General features: G+C 64.0%; 18 protein-coding genes. 1 reads left to right on the top strand and 17 read right to left on the bottom strand.

Translation table 11 applies throughout. From position 1 onward, the window contains the following. Window positions 1–54 precede the first annotated feature (54 nt). The 17 genes from E4L98_RS08030 to rpsB form a co-directional block, all read right to left on the bottom strand. On the bottom strand, window positions 55–1,254 hold the full coding sequence (locus tag E4L98_RS08030) for an EAL domain-containing response regulator (RefSeq protein ID WP_135201044.1): 1,200 nt from the start codon (window positions 1,252–1,254) through the stop codon (window positions 55–57). Between the two features lie 16 nt (window positions 1,255–1,270). Next, window positions 1,271–2,056, bottom strand: coding sequence for a TrmH family RNA methyltransferase (locus E4L98_RS08025; RefSeq protein WP_135201043.1), 786 nt, complete (start codon window positions 2,054–2,056; stop codon window positions 1,271–1,273). Next, window positions 2,053–2,694 (bottom strand): ribonuclease HII, encoded by a 642-nt coding sequence (rnhB, locus tag E4L98_RS08020; protein ID WP_135201042.1) that lies wholly within the window; start codon window positions 2,692–2,694, stop codon window positions 2,053–2,055. The genes E4L98_RS08025 and rnhB overlap by 4 nt, the downstream gene beginning before the upstream one ends. Then, a complete protein-coding gene (gene lpxB, locus E4L98_RS08015; protein WP_135201045.1) occupies window positions 2,691–3,866 on the bottom strand; it encodes a lipid-A-disaccharide synthase in 1,176 nt (391 codons plus the stop codon). The genes rnhB and lpxB overlap by 4 nt, the downstream gene beginning before the upstream one ends. Window position 3,867: 1 nt before the next feature. Further along, window positions 3,868–4,659: an acyl-ACP--UDP-N-acetylglucosamine O-acyltransferase gene (lpxA, locus tag E4L98_RS08010; RefSeq protein ID WP_135201041.1), complete on the bottom strand. Its 792-nt coding sequence runs from the start codon at window positions 4,657–4,659 to the stop codon at window positions 3,868–3,870. A 2-nt stretch (window positions 4,660–4,661) separates the two neighbouring features. Then, on the bottom strand, window positions 4,662–5,153 hold the full coding sequence (gene fabZ, locus E4L98_RS08005; protein ID WP_135201040.1) for a 3-hydroxyacyl-ACP dehydratase FabZ: 492 nt from the start codon (window positions 5,151–5,153) through the stop codon (window positions 4,662–4,664). Next, window positions 5,150–6,205 carry a UDP-3-O-(3-hydroxymyristoyl)glucosamine N-acyltransferase gene (gene lpxD / locus E4L98_RS08000; protein WP_135201039.1) on the bottom strand — a complete coding sequence of 352 codons (1,056 nt, stop codon included), beginning with the start codon at window positions 6,203–6,205 and terminating at the stop codon, window positions 5,150–5,152. Before lpxD ends, fabZ begins: the two co-directional genes overlap by 4 nt. Window positions 6,206–6,225: 20 nt before the next feature. After that, a complete protein-coding gene (locus tag E4L98_RS07995; RefSeq protein ID WP_135201038.1) occupies window positions 6,226–6,729 on the bottom strand; it encodes an OmpH/Skp family outer membrane protein in 504 nt (167 codons plus the stop codon). A gap of 70 nt (window positions 6,730–6,799) precedes the next feature. Beyond that, window positions 6,800–9,136 carry an outer membrane protein assembly factor BamA gene (gene bamA, locus E4L98_RS07990; RefSeq protein ID WP_135201037.1) on the bottom strand — a complete coding sequence of 779 codons (2,337 nt, stop codon included), beginning with the start codon at window positions 9,134–9,136 and terminating at the stop codon, window positions 6,800–6,802. A gap of 42 nt (window positions 9,137–9,178) precedes the next feature. Next, window positions 9,179–10,558, bottom strand: coding sequence for an RIP metalloprotease RseP (rseP, locus tag E4L98_RS07985; protein WP_135201036.1), 1,380 nt, complete (start codon window positions 10,556–10,558; stop codon window positions 9,179–9,181). Next, entirely contained in the window at window positions 10,555–11,748 is a 1,194-nt protein-coding gene (gene ispC / locus E4L98_RS07980; RefSeq protein ID WP_135201035.1) for a 1-deoxy-D-xylulose-5-phosphate reductoisomerase, read from the bottom strand. The genes rseP and ispC overlap by 4 nt, the downstream gene beginning before the upstream one ends. A 10-nt stretch (window positions 11,749–11,758) precedes the next feature. Then, window positions 11,759–12,598 (bottom strand): phosphatidate cytidylyltransferase, encoded by an 840-nt coding sequence (locus E4L98_RS07975; RefSeq protein ID WP_135201034.1) that lies wholly within the window; start codon window positions 12,596–12,598, stop codon window positions 11,759–11,761. A 3-nt stretch (window positions 12,599–12,601) separates the two neighbouring features. Then, window positions 12,602–13,354, bottom strand: coding sequence for an undecaprenyl pyrophosphate synthase (uppS, locus tag E4L98_RS07970; protein WP_135201033.1), 753 nt, complete (start codon window positions 13,352–13,354; stop codon window positions 12,602–12,604). Window positions 13,355–13,477: 123 nt separating this feature from the next. Further along, on the bottom strand, window positions 13,478–14,038 hold the full coding sequence (gene frr / locus E4L98_RS07965; RefSeq protein ID WP_135201032.1) for a ribosome recycling factor: 561 nt from the start codon (window positions 14,036–14,038) through the stop codon (window positions 13,478–13,480). A gap of 23 nt (window positions 14,039–14,061) precedes the next feature. Next, entirely contained in the window at window positions 14,062–14,778 is a 717-nt protein-coding gene (gene pyrH / locus E4L98_RS07960; RefSeq protein WP_135201031.1) for a UMP kinase, read from the bottom strand. A gap of 121 nt (window positions 14,779–14,899) precedes the next feature. Beyond that, complete coding sequence (gene tsf / locus E4L98_RS07955) at window positions 14,900–15,811, bottom strand: translation elongation factor Ts (RefSeq protein WP_135201030.1); 912 nt, start codon at window positions 15,809–15,811, stop codon at window positions 14,900–14,902. Window positions 15,812–15,947: 136 nt separating this feature from the next. After that, complete coding sequence (rpsB, locus tag E4L98_RS07950; protein ID WP_135201029.1) at window positions 15,948–16,700, bottom strand: 30S ribosomal protein S2; 753 nt, start codon at window positions 16,698–16,700, stop codon at window positions 15,948–15,950. Between the two features lie 356 nt (window positions 16,701–17,056). On the opposite strand from rpsB, the gene E4L98_RS07945 reads away from it, so the two are divergent. Beyond that, window positions 17,057–17,634, top strand: a 578-nt coding sequence (locus E4L98_RS07945) for an MHFG family PEP-CTERM protein (RefSeq protein ID WP_205746683.1), incomplete at its 3' end; no start/stop codon positions are given.

The raw sequence follows: 17,634 nt of genomic DNA, 5'->3' as shown, positions 1-17,634 counted from the left end.
CCGTAGCGAACGCTACGGCTGGGCTCGTGTGCGATTGGCAGAACTGACCCCGGATCAAAAGAAGTGCTGCCAGTCGGCCAGCCAGGCGCGGAAGTCTTCGACCGCCATCGGTTTGGCGATGTAGTAGCCCTGGGCGTAGGTGCAGCCCAGCCCTTGCAGGAAGTCCCAGTCCTGCTTGGTCTCGACGCCGACCGCCACCGAGCGCCGGTCCAGGCTGCGCGCCAGCCCCAGGAAGGAACGCAGCACCACGCCGATCGCCGGCCGCTTGAAGGCGCCGTCGACGAAGCTGCGGTCGATCTTCAGTTCGGAGAACGGGATGCGCGCCAGCAGTTGCAGGTTGCTGCGCCCGGTGCCGTAGTCGTCGATCGCCAGGCCGAAGCCTTTCATGCGCAGCCGCAGCAGCCGTTCGAGAAAGTGCGGGTCGGTGCTCAGCACCGCCGATTCGGTCATTTCGAAGGTGATGTAGTCGGCCATGATCTGGTGCCGCTCCAGGCAGGCGCCGATCTGCTCCATGAACTGCGGATGCGCCAGCGTGCTCTGGTCGACGTTGACCGAGACCGAGATCGGGATGCCTTGCTCGTGCAGCGCGCGGCAGGCCGCCACCGATTTTTCGATCATGGTCCAGTCGAGGAAATCGACCCGTTTGGCCTGCTCCAGCGCCGGCATGAAGGAGGCCGGCCCCAATACGCCATACAGCGGATGGCGCCAGCGCGCGAACATTTCCAGGCCCTTGACCTGGCCCGTTTCGAGTTCGATCTTGGGCTGGAAGAAGGGATCGAATTCGCGCGCTTGCAATCCCTGCCCCACTTGGGTAAACGACAGCGACGGTGTCTGCGCGCCGGCGGCGCGCGCATCGGCCGGCTGCAGATAGCTGGCGATCAGGGATTGCAGCCGGCCGGCCGTCACCGGCTTGCCGATGGCGCCCAGCACGCGCACGCCGTAGGCATCCGCCATGGTCTCCACCGAGAACAGCACGGCATTGGTCTGCGCGCCGACCACGATCACGCCGGCCTTGCAGCGCGCCTCGCCCACACGGCGTATCAGTTCCAGCGCGTCCATGCCCGGCAGCGCCAGGTCGATCACGGCGATGTCCACCGGCGGCATGATGCCGGCAGCGAAGTAGCGCAGCGCGGTGTGGCCGTCCGGCGCCTGCGTGATCCGGCCGACGCCCAGATGGACCAGGATATCGGCCAGCGCATGACGTTGAACCTGATCTCCTTCGGCTACCAGAAAGTGCAACTGCGCGATATCCATGACGGCTCCCGGTGGTTTACGTCTGATTCTGCCTTACTTGCTCGAAAAAGCATACCGCCGCGCAGGCGGCGACGTTGAGCGACTCTACCTGTCCCAGGTGCGGGATGACGACGCGGTGGGTGGCCGATGACAGCAGGTCGTCCGCCACGCCCTGCCCCTCATGACCGAAGATCCAGGCCACCGGCTGGCGCAGGTCGATGTCGTACAGTTTTTGCGCCGCGTAGCCGCTGGTGGCCAGCGTCGGCACGCGCGCATCGCGCACCAGTTGCGCCAGGTCGACGTTTTCGAAAATGTCGAGCACGAAGTGCGCACCCATGGCCGCGCGCAGCACCTTGGGCGACCAGCAGAATGCCGTGCCTTCGCTGCAGTAGACCTGGGTGATGCCGGCCGCCGCCGCGCTGCGCAGGATGGAGCCGACGTTGCCCGGGTCCTGCACGCCGTCCAGCAGCACCGCCGAAACGCTCAGCGGCGCGCCCGCTTCACGCGATGGCGTGGCGATCAAAAACATCACGCCGATGCCGTGTTCGACCTGGCTGATGGTGTTGTACAGCGCATCCGGCAGCGCCAGAACATGCGCGTGTCTTGCTTCCAGCTGGCCGACGATGTCCATCACTTCCGGGTTGTGCAGCGAGGTTTCGCTGACCACGCATTGTTCCGGCAGGCCGCGCAGCTGAAGGTAGGACTGGCACAGGTGCACGCCGTCCAGCAGCGTGCGGCCGGCCTTGCGGCGCGCCTGCGAGCTGCCGGCCAGCTTGACCAGTTCCTTGTATTGCGCGTTGTCGCGCGAGGTGATGGTCTTCATGCCAGCCCCGCGGTACGCAGCGAGAACACTTCGATCACTTCGCGCACCGGCGCGAACGAGCGGCGGTGCACCGGCGAGGCGCCATGCTCGCGCAGGCGCTCCATGTGCAGTGCCGTGCCGTAGCCCTTGTGCTGGTCGAAGCAGTATTGCGGATAGCGGGCGTGCAGCGCCACCAGCGCGGCGTCGCGCGCCGTCTTGGCCAGGATCGAGGCGGCGGAGATGGCCTCCACCTTGTCGTCGCCGCCGATGATGGCGATGCTCTGGATCTTCATCACCGGGCAGCGGTTGCCGTCGATCAGGGCCAGGGTCGGCGCCGTGTTCAGCGCCTCCACCGCGCGGCGCATGGCCAGCATCGAGGCTTGCAGGATGTTGTGCTTGTCGATTTCCTCTTCCGACGCTTCGGCGATGGCCCAGGCCAGCGCCTGCGCCTTGATCAGCGGCGCCAGCATGTCGCGCCTGGCCTCGTTGAGCTTCTTCGAGTCGCGCAGGCCGGCTATGGGGCGCGACGGGTCGAGGATGACGGCGGCCGCGAACACGGGACCGGCCAGCGGCCCGCGTCCCGCCTCGTCGACGCCGCAGATGATCTCATCGGGCGAATCCGGCAGGTCGTCGAACAGGCCAAGGTTGGGGTTCTTCACTTTGTACTCTCTATCACTTTCAACACCGCCGCCGCACTTTCCGCCGCGCTGTTGCGCAGCAGGCTGTGATGCATGTCGGTGAAGCGCTGCGCCAGCCGCAGGCGGTGCGGCGCGTCGCTGAGCTGCTTCCACATCGCTTCCGTCAGCGCCTGCGGGCTGGCCGCGTGCTGCAGCAGCTCGGGCACCAGGAACTCGCGCGCCAGGATGTTCGGCAGTCCGATCCACGGCTGGTAGCCGAAGTGGCGCAGAATCTGCCACTCCAGTTCCATCATCTTATACGCAATCACCATCGGCTTCTTGAACAGCGCCACCTCCAGCGAGGCGGTGCCGGATGCCACCATCACCGCGTCGGCCGCCGCGATCGCCGCGTGCGACTGCCCGTCCAGCAGCTGAATCTCGACATCCTGCAAGCCAGCCTGCGCCACCAGCTGCAGGAAGTAAGCCTTCTGCCGCTCGCCCGCCATCGGCGCCACGAAGCGCAGCGTCCGGTCGCGCAGTTTCAACAACTGCGCCGCCTTCACGAACGCCACCGTGTTGTACTTGATCTCCGACATGCGGCTGCCCGGCATGATGGTGACCACGTTGCCGTCCTCCGGCTGGCCAAGCTGACGCCGTGCCGCGCCTTCGTCCGGCGTCAGCGGGATCAGCTCCGCCAGCGGATGGCCGACGTAACTGACCGGCACCCCGGCCTGCCGGTAGATCGCTTCCTCGAACGGAAACACCACCAGCATGTGCGACACCGCCTTGATGATCTTCTTGATCCGTCCCCCGCGCCACGCCCAGATCTGCGGGCCGATGTAATGCACGGTCGGGATGCCGGCCGCCTTCAGCTGCATTTCCAGGCCCAGATTGAAGCCCGGGTAATCGGCGCCGATGAAGGCCGCCGGCCGCTCGGCCAGCAGGCGGTTGCGCAGCGCGCTCTGGATGCCTTTCAGTTCGCGGTAACGCATCAGCACCGGCAGCAGGCCGCGCACCGTCAGCTGGTCCATCGGCCAGTGCGATTCGAAGCCCTGCGCGATCATCTGCGGTCCGCCGATGCCGTGGAAGCGCGCATCAGGCAGATGCGGACGCAGGCCGGAAAGCAAACGAGCCGCCAGCATGTCGCCGGACGGCTCGCCTGCCACCAACGCCAGCGACAGCGGCCCGCCGGCCGGCGCTGCGCGCGGCGCCATGTTATCGGACGATGCCACGGCTCGCGGTATCCAGGAACTCGCGCATGGCGCGCATGTGCTGCGCCACGTCGGCCGGCACAGTGGCCTCTTCGGCGATCAGCGCCGCCCTGGCCTCGTCCAGCGTCAGGCCCTGACGGTAGATGATCTTGTAGGCCTGACGGATGCCGTTGATCTGCTCGCGCGTAAAGCCGCGGCGTTTCAGGCCCTCGATGTTGACGCCGTGCGCCTGCGCCGGATTCCCGTTCAGCAGCACGTAGGGCGGCACGTCCTGGGTCAGCGAGGTGCTCATGCCGACAAACGCGTGCGGGCCGATCTTGCAGAACTGGTGCACGTTGGCGAAGCCGCTCATGATCACCCAGTCGCCGATCTCGACGTGGCCGGCGATCTGCGCGTTGTTTGAGAAGATCGTATTGCTGCCCACCACGCAGTCGTGCGCCAGGTGGACATAGGCCGAGATCCAGTTGTCGTTGCCGAGCGAAGTCACACCCTTGTCCTGCACCGTGCCGGTGTTGAAGGTGCAGAATTCGCGGATGGTGTTGCGGTCGCCGATGGTCAGGCGGGTCGGCTCGCCCTTCCACTTCTTGTCCTGCGGCGCGGCGCCGATCGACGAGAACTGGAACAGCTTGTTGTCGCTGCCGATGGTGGTATGGCCTTCGATCACCACGTGCGGGCCGACCACCGTGCCGGAGCCGATGGTGACATTTGGGCCGATCACCGAATAAGGACCGACCTCCACGCTCTCATGCAGCTCCGCCTTGCTGTCGACGATGGCGGTGGCGTGTATCCTGGTCATGGTTACTGTCCTGCCGCCGGTTGCGAGGCATCGGCGGCGCTGCGGATGGTGCACATCAGCTCAGCCTCCACCGCCACCTGGCCATCTACCGAGCCGACCGCCTTGTACTTCCAGATGCCGCGCGCCACGCGCAGGATTTCGATGTCCATCTTCAGCTGGTCGCCAGGACCGACCGGGCGCTTGAAGCGCGCGCTGTCGATGCCGACGAAGTACACCACCGAATTCTCGTCCGGCTTCAGGTTCATGGTCTTGAACGACAGCAGCGCCGCGGTCTGTGCCATCGCCTCGATCATCAGCACGCCAGGCATGACCGGCTTGTGCGGGAAGTGGCCGTTGAAGAACTCCTCGTTGACGGTCACGTTCTTGATGGCGGTGATGGACTTGCCCTCTTCGTACGACAGCACGCGGTCCACCAGCAGCAGCGGATAGCGGTGCGGCAGGTAGGACTTGATCTCGCAGATGTCCATGGTCTTGTTTTCAGTCGTCGTGGTCATGATTCTTCGTTCTCTGTTTTGGTCTTGATAATTTTTTCCAGCGCGCGGATCTTGTCGCGCATGGCCGACAGGTTGCGCACGATGACGGCCGACTTTTCCCAGTCGGCGTTCTTCGCCAGCGGGTAGAAGCCGGTGTACTGGCCCGGCTCCAGGATCGAGCGCGACACCATGCTGCCCGAGCCGACGTGCACCTTGTCGACAATGGTCAGATGGCCCAGCACCATGGCGGCCCCGCCGAAGGTGCAGTACTTGCCGATCTTCGCGCTGCCGGCCACGCCGACGCAGCCGGCCATCGCCGTGTGCGCGCCGATGTGGCAGTTGTGGCCGATCTGGATCTGGTTGTCCAGCTTGACGCCGTCCTCGATGATGGTGTCGGCCAGCGCGCCGCGGTCGATGGTGGTGTTGGCGCCGATGTCGACGTCGTCGCCGATCACCACCCGCCCCACCTGCGGAATCTTGATGTAGACGCCGCCCTCGTTGGCGAAACCGAAACCGTCGGTGCCGATCACCGCGCCCGAGTGGATGATGCCGCGCTTGCCGATCCGGCAGCGCGCCTGGAAGGTCACGTTGGCGAAGAACTGCGTGCCCTCGCCGATCTCCGCCTCGCGGCCGATGAAGCAGCCGGCGCCGATCACTGCATCCTCGCCGATCACGGCGCCATCCTCGATCACCACGCGCGCGCCGATGTGCGCCGATGGCGCCACCCGGGCGCTGTCGGCCACCACCGCCGTGGCATGCACGCCGGGCGCCGGCCTGAGCGCCGTCAGCGCTTCGAAATACTGCGCCGCGCGGGCGAAATACACGTACGGATTTTTGACGACGATGCGCGCGCCGCCGTAACCGGCGGCGATGAACGCATCGTCGGCGGCCGACACGATCAGTGCCGCCGCCTTGCTCTGCAGCGCCTCGGCGCGCAGTTTGCTATTGCTGAGAAAGCTGATGTGCGAAACGCCGGCGTCGGTCAGGGGCGCGATCCCGGTCACTTCCAGGTTCGCATCGCCCACCAACTCGCCGCCCAGGCGTTCGACCAATGCTCCTAGTCGAGTGCCCATCGGGTGATCCAATCGTGGTTTTACTTGTCTTTATCCAGCGCCGCAAGCACCTTGTCGGTGATGTCGATACGGTTGCTGGCCCATACGGCGTCCTGCAGCACGATGTCGAAACCTTCGGTATTGGCCAGCTGCTTGATGATCTTGGTGGCCTTTTCCGAAATCGCCTGGCGTTCCTCGTTGACGCGCTGGCTCTGGTCTTCACGGAACTCGCGCTGGCGACGCTGGTATTCCTTGTCCAGCTCGAACACGTCGCGCTGGCGCTTCAGGCGATCCTGTTCGCTCAGCGACGGCGCATCCTTGTCCAGCTTTTCCGACGCCGCCTTCAGCCGCGCCGCCATGTCGTTCATGGCTTTCTCGCGGCCCTTGAACTCTTCCTTCAGCTTTTCCTCGGCCAGCTTGGCCAGCCTGGATTCGTTGTAGATGCGCTCAGGGCTGATCCAGGCGATACGCGACGGATTGGTCTGAGCCTGCACCGGCGCCAATGAACACCAGCCCAGTGCAAGCACGGCGAGGAATTTGGTCATGGTTGCAGATGCAGTCTTCAACTTGTTTCTCCGAGGTAAAAATTCCGAGGTAATGTACTTCTTGCCGCCATCAGAAGCCGGACCCCATCTGGAACTGGAAGCGCTCCAGGCGGTCGCCTTCCTTGGCATTCAAAGGCTTAGCATAACTCAACTTGAGCGGGCCCACCGGCGAAATCCAGCTGATACCCAGACCGGTCGAGTAACGCAGCTGCGAATAGCGGATCTTTTCGCCTTCCTGGTAAACCTGGCCGGTATCGAGGAAGCCGAACCAGCGCAGGCTGCGGTCCTGGCCCGAGCCGGGGAACGGCAGCTGCAGTTCGGCGTTGCCGATCACGCGCGAGGCGCCGCCCAGCGCATCGTAGTAGCGCGAATCGACCGCGCCCAGCGACGAGCTCAGATAGCCGCGCACCGAGCCGATGCCGCCGCCGTAGAAGTTCTTGAACACCGGGTAGGCGCTGTTGCCCAGGCCATGGCCGTAGTCGAATTCGCCCTTCAGCGCCAGCGTGACCTTCGAGAACAGCGGCTTGTACCACTGGTGTTCGTACACCGCGCGGTAGTATTTCTGCTGGCCGACCACGTCCAGTTCCAGGTTGGCGCGCTGGTAGCGGCCGACGGTCGGCGTCAGCGCCGAGTCGCGGCTGTCGCGCGCCCACGCCACGGTCAGCGGCACCGCGTTGGTGGCGGCGGTACCGACGCCGCTGGTGGTGCCGTTGATGGTGTTGACGTATTCCTGGAAGCGGATCGGCGAAGTGGTGTCGGTGGTGATCTTCGAACGTTCCAGGCCGATGCCGAAGAACACGGTGTCCACTTCCGAGAACGGCACGCCGTAGCTGATGCGGCCACCCTGCTGCTTGATGGTGTAGGAACCGATGTTCAGCGCCGGCGGCTGCTGCGTGCGCAGATACAGCTCGTAACCGCGCGACACGCCTTCGTCGGTGTAGTACGGGTCGGTCTGCGAGAACGAAATCGTGCGGCTGTACTTGGAGGTGTTCAGCTCCAGGCCCACGGTGGTGCCCGAACCGGCGAAGTTGGCCTGCTGGATCGCCGCCTGGAACGAGAATTTCTCCGCCTGCGAGAACGCGCCGCCGATCTGGAAGTTACCGGTCGGCTTTTCGGTCACGGTCAGGTTCACGTCCACCTGGTCGGAGGTGCCCTGCGCTTCCGGCGTGTCGATGGTGACGTCCTTGAAGTAGCCGAGACGGTCGACGCGGTCGCGCGACAGCTTGATGCGGTTGGCGTCGTACCACGACGATTCGAACTGGCGGAACTCGCGGCGAATCACCTCGTCGCGGGTGGAGGTATTGCCGGCGATGTTCATGTGGCGCACGTAGGCGCGCTTGCCGGGATCGATGAAGAAGGTGAACGAGACTTCGCGCTTGTCGCGGTCGATGTCCGGGTTGGCGTTGACGTTGGCGAAGGCGTAGCCGAAGGTGCCCAGGCGGTCCGAGATCAGCTTGTTGGTGGCGGTCAGGCGCTCGCCCGAGTAGACCTCGCCCTTGCGCAGCAGGACCAGGCCGCGCAGCTCTTCTTCGCGGCCGAAGGTCTCGCCCTCGAACTTGATGTCCTTGACGTTGTACTTCTCGCCCTCGGTGATGTTGATGGTGATGTAGATGTCCTTCTTGTCGGGCGTGATCGACACCTGGGTCGAATCGATGTTCATCTCGATGTAGCCGCGATTCAGGTAGAAGGACTTCAGCGATTCCAGGTCGCCGGTCAGCTTGGTCTTGGAGTACTGGTTGGACTTGGTGTACCAGGCGAACCAGCCGCCGGTGTTCAGCGCCAGCTGGTCTTTCAGTTCCTTGTCGGAGAACAGCTTGTTGCCGACGATGTTGATCTGCTTGATCTTGGCGACTTCGCCCTCGTCCACCGCGAAGGTGATGTTGACGCGGTTACGCTCGATCGGGGTCACGGTGGTGACCACCTTGACGCCGTACAGGCCATGCGACAGATACTGACGCTTCAGTTCCTGCTCCGCGCGGTCGACCGAGGCCTTGTCGAAGATCTTGGCCTCGCCCACGCCGATGTCCTTCAGCGCCTTGACCAGCGTATCCTTCTCGAATTCCTTGGCACCGGTGAAATCCACCTTGGCGATGGCCGGACGTTCCTCGACCAGCACCACCAGCACCTCGCCATCCTTCTCCAGCTTCACATCCTTGAAAAAGCCGGTGGCGTACAGCGCCTTGATGGCGGTGACCGATTTGTCGTCATTGAAGGTTTCGCCGACACGCACCGGCAGATAGCTGAAGACCGTACCGGCTTCCGTACGCTGGATTCCTTCGACGCGGATATCTTTGATGACGAAAGGATCGATCGCCATGGCGCTGCCGCTGCACAGTGCCAGGACAGCGGCGCCGATCAGGCTGCGGCGCAAGGAAGTTGAAGTAATACGGTCAGAATATAATTTCATCGGGTTCAATGGCTAAATCCAAACGGGAACTACACAGTACTGCTACAGCAACCGGGCGACATCGTTGAACACCGCCAGCAGCATCAGGGTCAGCAACAAACCCATGCCCAGCCGCTGCGCGATTTCGCCGACGCGTTCCGGCACAGAACGCCCAGTTAAAACTTCCAGCGAATAATACAGCAAATGCCCCCCGTCTAGAACGGGAATTGGCAGCAAATTCATTACCCCCAGACTAATACTGATGAAGGCGATGAAACTCAGATAGCTCACCGCGCCCATCCTTGCGGTCTGGCCGGCATAATCGGCGATGGTGATGGGGCCGGTGACGTTTTTCAGCGAGGCCTCGCCGGTGATCATCTTGCCGATCATCTTCAGCGTCATCGTACAAGTGTCCCAGACCTTTTCGACCGCCTTGCCGATGGCCGCCAGCGGCGCCGAAGGCACTTTGATCATATCCGGCTGCAGCGCGACGTAAGCGCCGATCTTACCGACTGTTACAGTTCCTTTGCCGGATTTTGCCTGTTCGGCCTGCGGCGTCACCGCCAGCGTCACCGGCTGGCCGGCGCGCTGCAGCGTGACCTGCACCGTCTTGCCGGCCGAGCCGCGGATGATGTCGATGAAAGCGATGCCGTCGCTGACGGCCGCGCCGTCCACCGCCGTCAGCAGGTCGCCGACCTGCAGGCCCGCCTGTGCGGCCGGGCTGCCCGGCACGATCTGCTGCACCACCGGCGCGGGACGCGAGACACCGACGCCGAGCGCGCCCGGCACGTCGCCCTCCAGGTCGACGCCGGCCAGCGCGGCGGCCGGCAGCGTGAAGCTGAAGCGCCCCTGCCCCGCGCGCTCGACCGCGAGACGCAGGTCGCGCTTGTCGATGGCGGACTGGATGAACTGCCAGCGCAGGTCCGACCACGCCTGCACCGGCTGGTCGTTGACGGCGGTGATGACGTCGCCGGAACGCAGGCCGGCGCGCCAGGCCGCGGTGGCTTCCAGCTTGCCCTGTTCGGTGGCCGGATGCAGGCTGATCTTGCTGCTCGGTTCCTCGACGCCGACCATGTACAGGCCGGCGAACAGCACGATGGCGATCAGGAAGTTGGCCAGCGGGCCGGCGGCCACGATGGCGATGCGCTTCCACACATTCTGGCGCGTGAATTCGCGTTTCAGGTCGGACTCCGGCAGGCCGGTCAGCTCGCCCTCGCGGGCGTCCAGCATCTTGACGTAGCCGCCCAGCGGCAGCGCCGAGATGGCCCATTCGGTCTGGTCCGGCCCGAAGCGGCGCGACCACACCACCTTGCCCATGCCGACCGAGAAGCGCAGCACCTTGACGCCGCACCAGCGCGCCACCAGGTAGTGGCCCAGCTCATGGAAGACGATCAGGGAGCCGAGGCAGACGACAAACGCCAGCACGGTCTGCAGGAAGTTCATTTTGCCAGTCCGGCGATACGGGTCTGCGCGGCGGCGCGGGCGGCGGCATCCTGCGCCATCACCACCTCGATGCTGTCGGCGGCCATGCACGGCAGCGCTTCCACCACATGGGCGATCACGCGGTCGATCTGGCGGAAGCCGATCCGCAGGTCGAGAAAGGCTTGCACCGCCACCTCGTTGGCCGCGTTCAGCACGGCCGGCGCGCAACCGCCGGCACGCAGCGCCTCGAACGCCAGGCGCAGGCACGGGAAGCGCTCGAAGTCCGGCTTGTGGAATTGCAGCGTGGCGATCTGCGTCAGATCCAGCTGCGCCACGCCGGAGGCGATGCGCTCCGGGTAGGCCAGCGCGTGCGCGATCGGGGTGCGCATGTCCGGATTACCCAGCTGCGCCAGCACCGAACCGTCGACGTACGACACCATCGAATGGATCACCGACTGCGGATGGATCACCACCTCGATCTGCTCGGCCGGAGCGCCGAACAGCCAGTGCGCCTCGATCACTTCCAGGCCCTTGTTCATCATGGTGGCCGAGTCGACCGAAATCTTGCGGCCCATCGACCAGTTGGGGTGCTTGCAGGCCTGCTCCGGCGTCACCGTGTCCAGCGTGGCCACCTCGCGGTTCAGGAACGGCCCGCCGGAGGCGGTCAGCAGCACCTTGGCCACGCCGGCCGCCGCGTCGCGCACCGCCGGCACCTTGCCGCCGAACTGCGGCATGCTCTGGAAGATGGCGTTGTGCTCGCTGTCGATCGGCAGCAGCACCGCGCCCGATTCACGCACGGCGTCCATGAACAGCTGGCCGGACATCACCAGCGCCTCCTTGTTTGCCAGCAGTATCTTCTTGCCGGCGCGCGCCGCCGCCAGGGTCGGCGCCAGACCGGCCGCGCCGACGATGGCGGCCATCACGCTGTCGGTTTCCGCCGCGCCGGCGATGCTGCACAGGGCCTGCTCGCCCCACTCCACTTCGGTGTTGACGCCGGCCGCGCGCAGCAAGGCGCTCAGGCGGTCGGCGGCGGCGGCGGTGCCGACCACCGCGCGCGCGGGGCGGAACTGCACGCACTGCGCCGCCAGTTCATCGACGCGGCTGTGCGCGGACAGCGCATACACGCTGTAGCGCTGCGGGTGGCGGGCGATGACGTCCAGGGTGGAGACGCCGATCGATCCGGTGGCGCCGAGGATGGTAATACGTTGCATGGTAAGTCTTTCAGAGCCAGGACGAAATCAGCGCCGCCATCGGCAGCACCGGGATCAAAGCGTCGACGCGATCGAGCACGCCGCCGTGGCCGGGCAGCAGGTTGCTGCTGTCCTTCATGCCGGCGCGGCGCTTGAGCTGGGATTCGAACAGGTCGCCGATCACGGAGAACATCACGATCACCAGCAGCACCAGCAGCGCCAGGCCCCAGCCGAAGCGCGCCTGCAGGCGGTAGGCGAAGGTGTCCTGCAACCAGGGGGCAACGCCACCGGCCAGCATGATCGACAGCGCCGCCAGCACCAGCACGGCGACGGCGCCGCCGATGGCGCCTTCCCACGACTTGCCGGGCGAGATGCTCGGCGCCAGCTTGCGCTTGCCAAAGGCCTTGCCGGCGAAGTAGGCGCCGATGTCGGCGATCCACACCAGCACCATCACCGACAGCAAATACAAAGGCGAGTGCAGGTACAGGCCGACGATGGCGAAGAAGGCGGCAAACACCGCAAAGCCGAAGGTGATCGCCAGCGTCCAGTTGGCGACGCCGCCCAGCGGCGGCAGGCCCATGCCCAGCGTCGGCGCATAGCGGATAAACCACAGCAAGGCGGCCACGCCGAACAGCGCGCGCGCCGCGCCCGGCTGGGCCGCGTACAGCATGTACGCGAACAGCACGCCGCCAAGCAAGCCGGCCACGCGCGCGCCGGTCTCGCCGAGGCCGAACAGACGCGCGCCCTCCCACACGGCGCCGGCCACGAACAGCGTGACCACCAGCGCGAAGGCAGGGAAATAATTCAAGAACAGCACCGGCAGCAAAATCGCCAGCAGCACCACAGCGGTGATCACGCGGGTTTTCAGCATCGTTTAGCTCGCAGTCTCGGCAACTTGCGCACTGGTGCGGCCGAAGCGACGCTCGCGGTGCTGATAGGAAGCGATGGCCTCGTCCAGGCTTTCAGCGGAAAAGTCGGGCCAGTAGGTATCGGTGAAGAACAGCTCGGTATAGGCCAGCTGCCACAACAGGAAATTCGAGATGCGCTTTTCGCCGCCGGTGCGGATGAACAGGTCGGGCTCGGGCGCGTAGGCCATGGCCAGGTGCGGCGCCAGCTGCTCTTCGGTGAAGTCGGATGCGCCCGGATGGGCCTGCACCATCTGCTTGACCGCCTGCATGATGTCCCAGCGGCCGCCATAGTTGAAGCACACGGTCAGCGTCATGCGGGTATTGGCGGCGGTCTTGCGCTCGGCGCCGGCGATCATGTCCTGCAGCTTGGCGTCGGCGCGGCTGAGGTCGCCCACCACGCGCAGGCGGATGTTATTTGCGTGCAGCTTGGACACTTCGCGCTCGAGCGCGGTGACGAACAGGCGCATCAGCAGCGACACTTCCTCTTCCGGACGACGCCAGTTTTCGGAACTGAAGGCGAACAGGGTCAGGTATTCCACGCCGCGGCGGGCGCAGGATTCAACCACGGTGCGCACCGCGTCCACGCCCTTGGCGTGACCGGCCACGCGCGGCAGGAAGCGTTTGGTCGCCCAACGGCCATTGCCGTCCATGATGATGGCCACATGGCGCGGCACGGCGGGCGCGTCTGGTACCTCAGTAGTCGAACTCGTATATTTCATGAAAACTTTGGTGCCAAAATACAAAGTATTGCAGGTGTGAGACAAAAAGACAAGGCGCCAGCATAGCAGACACCGCCAGTCACGCGCGTGACTGTACGGGCCGCCCGGCTGGCGCCCTCGGGATTACACCGTCAGAACTTCTTTTTCTTTCTCAGCCACCATCTTGTCGATGTCGACGATGAACTTGTCGGTCAGCTTTTGCACATCGTCGACGCCACGGCGCTCGTCGTCTTCCGAGATGGCCTTGTCCTTGACCAGCTTCTTCAGACCTTCGTTGGCGTCACGGCGGATGTTGCGCACGGCCACCTTGGCGTCCTCGGCTTCGCTCTTGCACAGCTTGACCATTTCCTTGCGGCGCTCTTCGGTCAGCGGCGGGGTCGGCACGCGGATCAGGTCGCCCTGGGCCGACGGGTTCAGACCCAGGTCGGCGTCGCGGATGGCCTTCTCGATGGTCGCGCCCATTTTCTTTTCGAACGGCTGCACACCGATGGTGCGCGCGTCGATCAGGGTCAGGTTGGCCACCTGGTTGATCGGGGTCGGGTTGCCGTAGTAATCGACCATCACGTGGTCGAGGATGCCGGTGTGGGCACGGCCGGTACGGACTTTGGCGAGGTCGCCGCGCAGGGTTTCCAGCGATTTGGTCATGCGCTCCTGCGCACTCTTTTTAACGTCAGCTACAGACATTGCTGCTCTCCTGATTGGTATATTTAAACGTGAACCAGTGTACCCTCATCCTCGCCCATGATGACGCGCTTGAGCGCGCCCGGCTTGGTGATGGAGAACACCTTGATCGGCAGTTTCTGGTCGCGGCACAGCGCAAACGCGGTGGCGTCCATCACCTGCAGGTGCTTGGCGATCGCTTCGTCGAAGCTGATCGAGCTGTACAGCGTGGCATTCGGGTCTTTCTTCGGGTCGGCGGTGTACACGCCGTCCACCTTGGTGGCCTTCAGCACGATTTCCGCGCTCACTTCCGAGCCGCGCAGCGCCGCTGCCGTGTCGGTGGTGAAGAACGGATTGCCGGTGCCGGCGGCGAACACCACCACCTTGCCTTCTTCCAGGTACTGCAGCGCCTTCGGGCGCACATACGGCTCGACCACCTGCTCGATGCCGATCGCCGACATCACGCGCGCGGTGATGCCGACATGGCGCATGGCGTCGGCCAGCGCCAGCGCATTCATGACGGTGGCCAGCATGCCCATGTAGTCGGCGGTGGCGCGGTCCATGCCCTGGGCGCCGGGTGCGACGCCGCGGAAGATGTTGCCGCCGCCGATGACGATCGCCAGTTCCACGCCCAGTTTCGCGACTTCGGCCACATCGGCCACCATCCGTTCGATCGTGCCGCGGTTGATGCCGTATGCATCATCGCCCATCAGGGCTTCGCCGGACAATTTGAGGAGGACGCGCTTGTAGGCTGGTTTGGACATGAGACGGGGCTCCTAAGTTGATTGATTCGGGGGTAAGGCTTGCCGGCGCCTATGATACCTTGCCCGGCGCCGGATACTGCTGCGGGCTTAAAAAAACGGGCCTCTCGGCCCGTTTTCTTGATTACGCTTTGTTAGCGGCCATTTGCGCGGCCACTTCCGCTGCGAAGTCGTCTACCTTCTTCTCGATACCTTCGCCCACCACGTACATGGTGAAGGCTTTCACGGTGGTCGATTTTTCTTTCAGCATCTGCTCGATCGACTGCTTGTCGTTCTTCACGAACGCCTGGTTCAGCAGCGACACTTCCTTCAGGAACTTCTGTACCGAGCCTTCCAGACGCTTGGCGACGATGTCGGCAGGCTGGGCTGGCTTGCCGGCGGCGACGGCGGCAGCCGCGTCTTCGTCGGCCTTCAGCTTGGCGACCGAGCGCTCTTTTTCGATCAGTTCGGCCGGCACCTGGTCAGCCGACAGCGAAACCGGCTTCATGGCGGCGATGTGCATGGCCACGTCCTTGCCCACTTGCTCGTCGGCGCCGTCGAACTCGACGATCACACCGATGCGCGAGCCGTGCAGGTAGGAAGCCAGCTTGGCGCTGGTTTCGAAGCGCTGGAAGCGGCGGATCGACATGTTTTCGCCGATCTTGCCGATCAGGGCCGAACGCACTTCGTCCAGGGTCTGGCCGTTGCCGGTTGGCAGCGCCAGCAGGGCAGCCACGTCGGCCGGGTTGTTTTCAGCGACCAGCTTGGCGGCGGTCTGCGCCAGCGCCAGGAAGTCGTCGTTCTTGGCGACGAAGTCGGTTTCCGAGTTGACTTCGACGATGGCGCCGACGCCGCCGGCGATGTAGGTGGCTACCACGCCTTCAGCGGTGATGCGGGCCGAAGCTTTCGAGGCTTTGCCGCCCAGCTTGACGCGCAGGATCTCTTCCGCACGACCCATGTCGCCTTCGGCTTCGGTCAGTGCTTTTTTGCATTCCATCATAGGCGCGTCGGTCTTCGCGCGCAGTTCGCCTACCATTGCTGCAGTAATCGCTGCCATGTGTTTCTCCTGTTATACGGTAATTCGGTATTCGGTGGTGTGGTGAGCGCCGCTGGTGCCGCGCTCCAACCATTTATGTTAAAAAAAAGGGGGAGCTGGTGGCCACCCCTTTTTTCTTACAGCCAATCAGAAACGATTAAGCCTGTTCGCTGACTTCAACGTATTCGTCGCTCGATGCGGCCTTGATTGCTTCGACTACGTCGGCGCCGGCGGCGGCACGGCCTTCCAGGATCGCATCTGCCACGCCGCGGGCGTACAGGGTGATCGCTTTGGAGGAGTCGTCGTTACCAGGGATAACGTACTGCACGCCTTCTGGCGAGTGGTTGGTATCGACCACGCCGATCACTGGGATGCCCAGTTTCGCGGCTTCGGTGATAGCGCCCTTGTGGTAGCCAACGTCAACGACGAAGATGGCGTCAGGCACGCCGCCCATGTCCTTGATGCCGCCGATCGATTTCTGCAGCTTGACCAGCTCGCGCTGGAACATCAGTGCTTCTTTCTTCGACAGCTTCTCGATCGAACCGTCTTCGATCGCCGCTTCCATGTCTTTCAGGCGCTTGATCGAGGTCTTGATGGTCTTGAAGTTGGTCAGCATGCCGCCCAGCCAACGCTGGTCAACATAAGGAACGCCTGCGCGCTGAGCTTCGGCAGCAATGATTTCGCGAGCTTGACGCTTGGTGCCCACCATCAGGATGGTGCCACGCGAAGCGGCTACTTGCTTAACATGCTTCATCGCCTCTTGATACATACCCATCGTCTTTTCCAGATTGATGATATGGATCTTGTTGCGGTGACCGAAGATGAAAGGAGCCATCTTTGGGTTCCAGAAACGGGTTTGGTGACCAAAGTGGACACCGGCTTCCAGCATTTCGCGCATAGTTACGGACATAATTTACTCCAGGGTTAGTTCTGGAATCCGATCAGTCACCTCAGCCTAGGCCAGGCACCCTTGTCGAGCGGATTCGCGTGTTTAAATTAACGGATTTAACAACATTGCCCAAACCAGGGTCGAGCAACCCGAGATTCTACTCTGAAAACAGGGACTTGGGCAAGTTCCGTCGGCGACGCGCAAGCTGGTGCACGCGCGCACCACGGCAGTGCGTCATGGCCACCTGGCATTAAAAATTTCCGGCAGACGTACAAAGTTTACGAAATTTGTAATATCATGGCGAAACAGTTATTCAATTTTATGTAAATCCTACGCCGCCCAGCCCCTGCGATAGCGCCAGCCTGAAAGTTTGCATCATGCCTTTACTGCTAGCCGTTACCCTCGTCGCTGCCGTGCAGCCCGCCTGTTCCTGGGACCATCCGGGACACAATCCCTACACCGGCGGCGTCATCGCCGCCATCGACCGCTATACCGACATGCCGGAAGCCGTGCGCAGCACCTTGAAGCGCCGCATGGCCGAGGGCCAGGCGGACGACCAGGTCGAGATCACCCGCGACGCCATCGCCGGCAAGCATAAATACGACGCCGCCATCCGCGACATGCATTTCGGCAAGGCGTCAGTCTGCCGTACGGTGACACGCGACAAGTGGTCGGCCGACCGCGTCGAACCGGGCGCGGTCTACTGCGTCGACCAGCACTGCATCCTGGTGCCGCGCATCTGCGGCAACGTCAGCCGGATCACCAGGACCGCCGAGGCCTTGGCCAGCCAGGCCGCCAGCGATGAGCAGGCGGACGACCAGCGCCTGGCCCACGCCGGCCGCGCGGTGCCGGAACTGGACGACATGGGGCTGCTCGACGCCACGCCCGCCGAGGAAACCCCCGAGGAAAAGCTCGAGCGCGCCCTGCAGGCGGCGCGCGCGCGTGGCTTGCTGCG

This window comes from Duganella callida, from assembly GCF_004614165.1.
Lineage (GTDB): Bacteria > Pseudomonadota > Gammaproteobacteria > Burkholderiales > Burkholderiaceae_D > Rugamonas > Rugamonas callida.
This window is presented reverse-complemented; position numbering and strand designations above follow the sequence as displayed.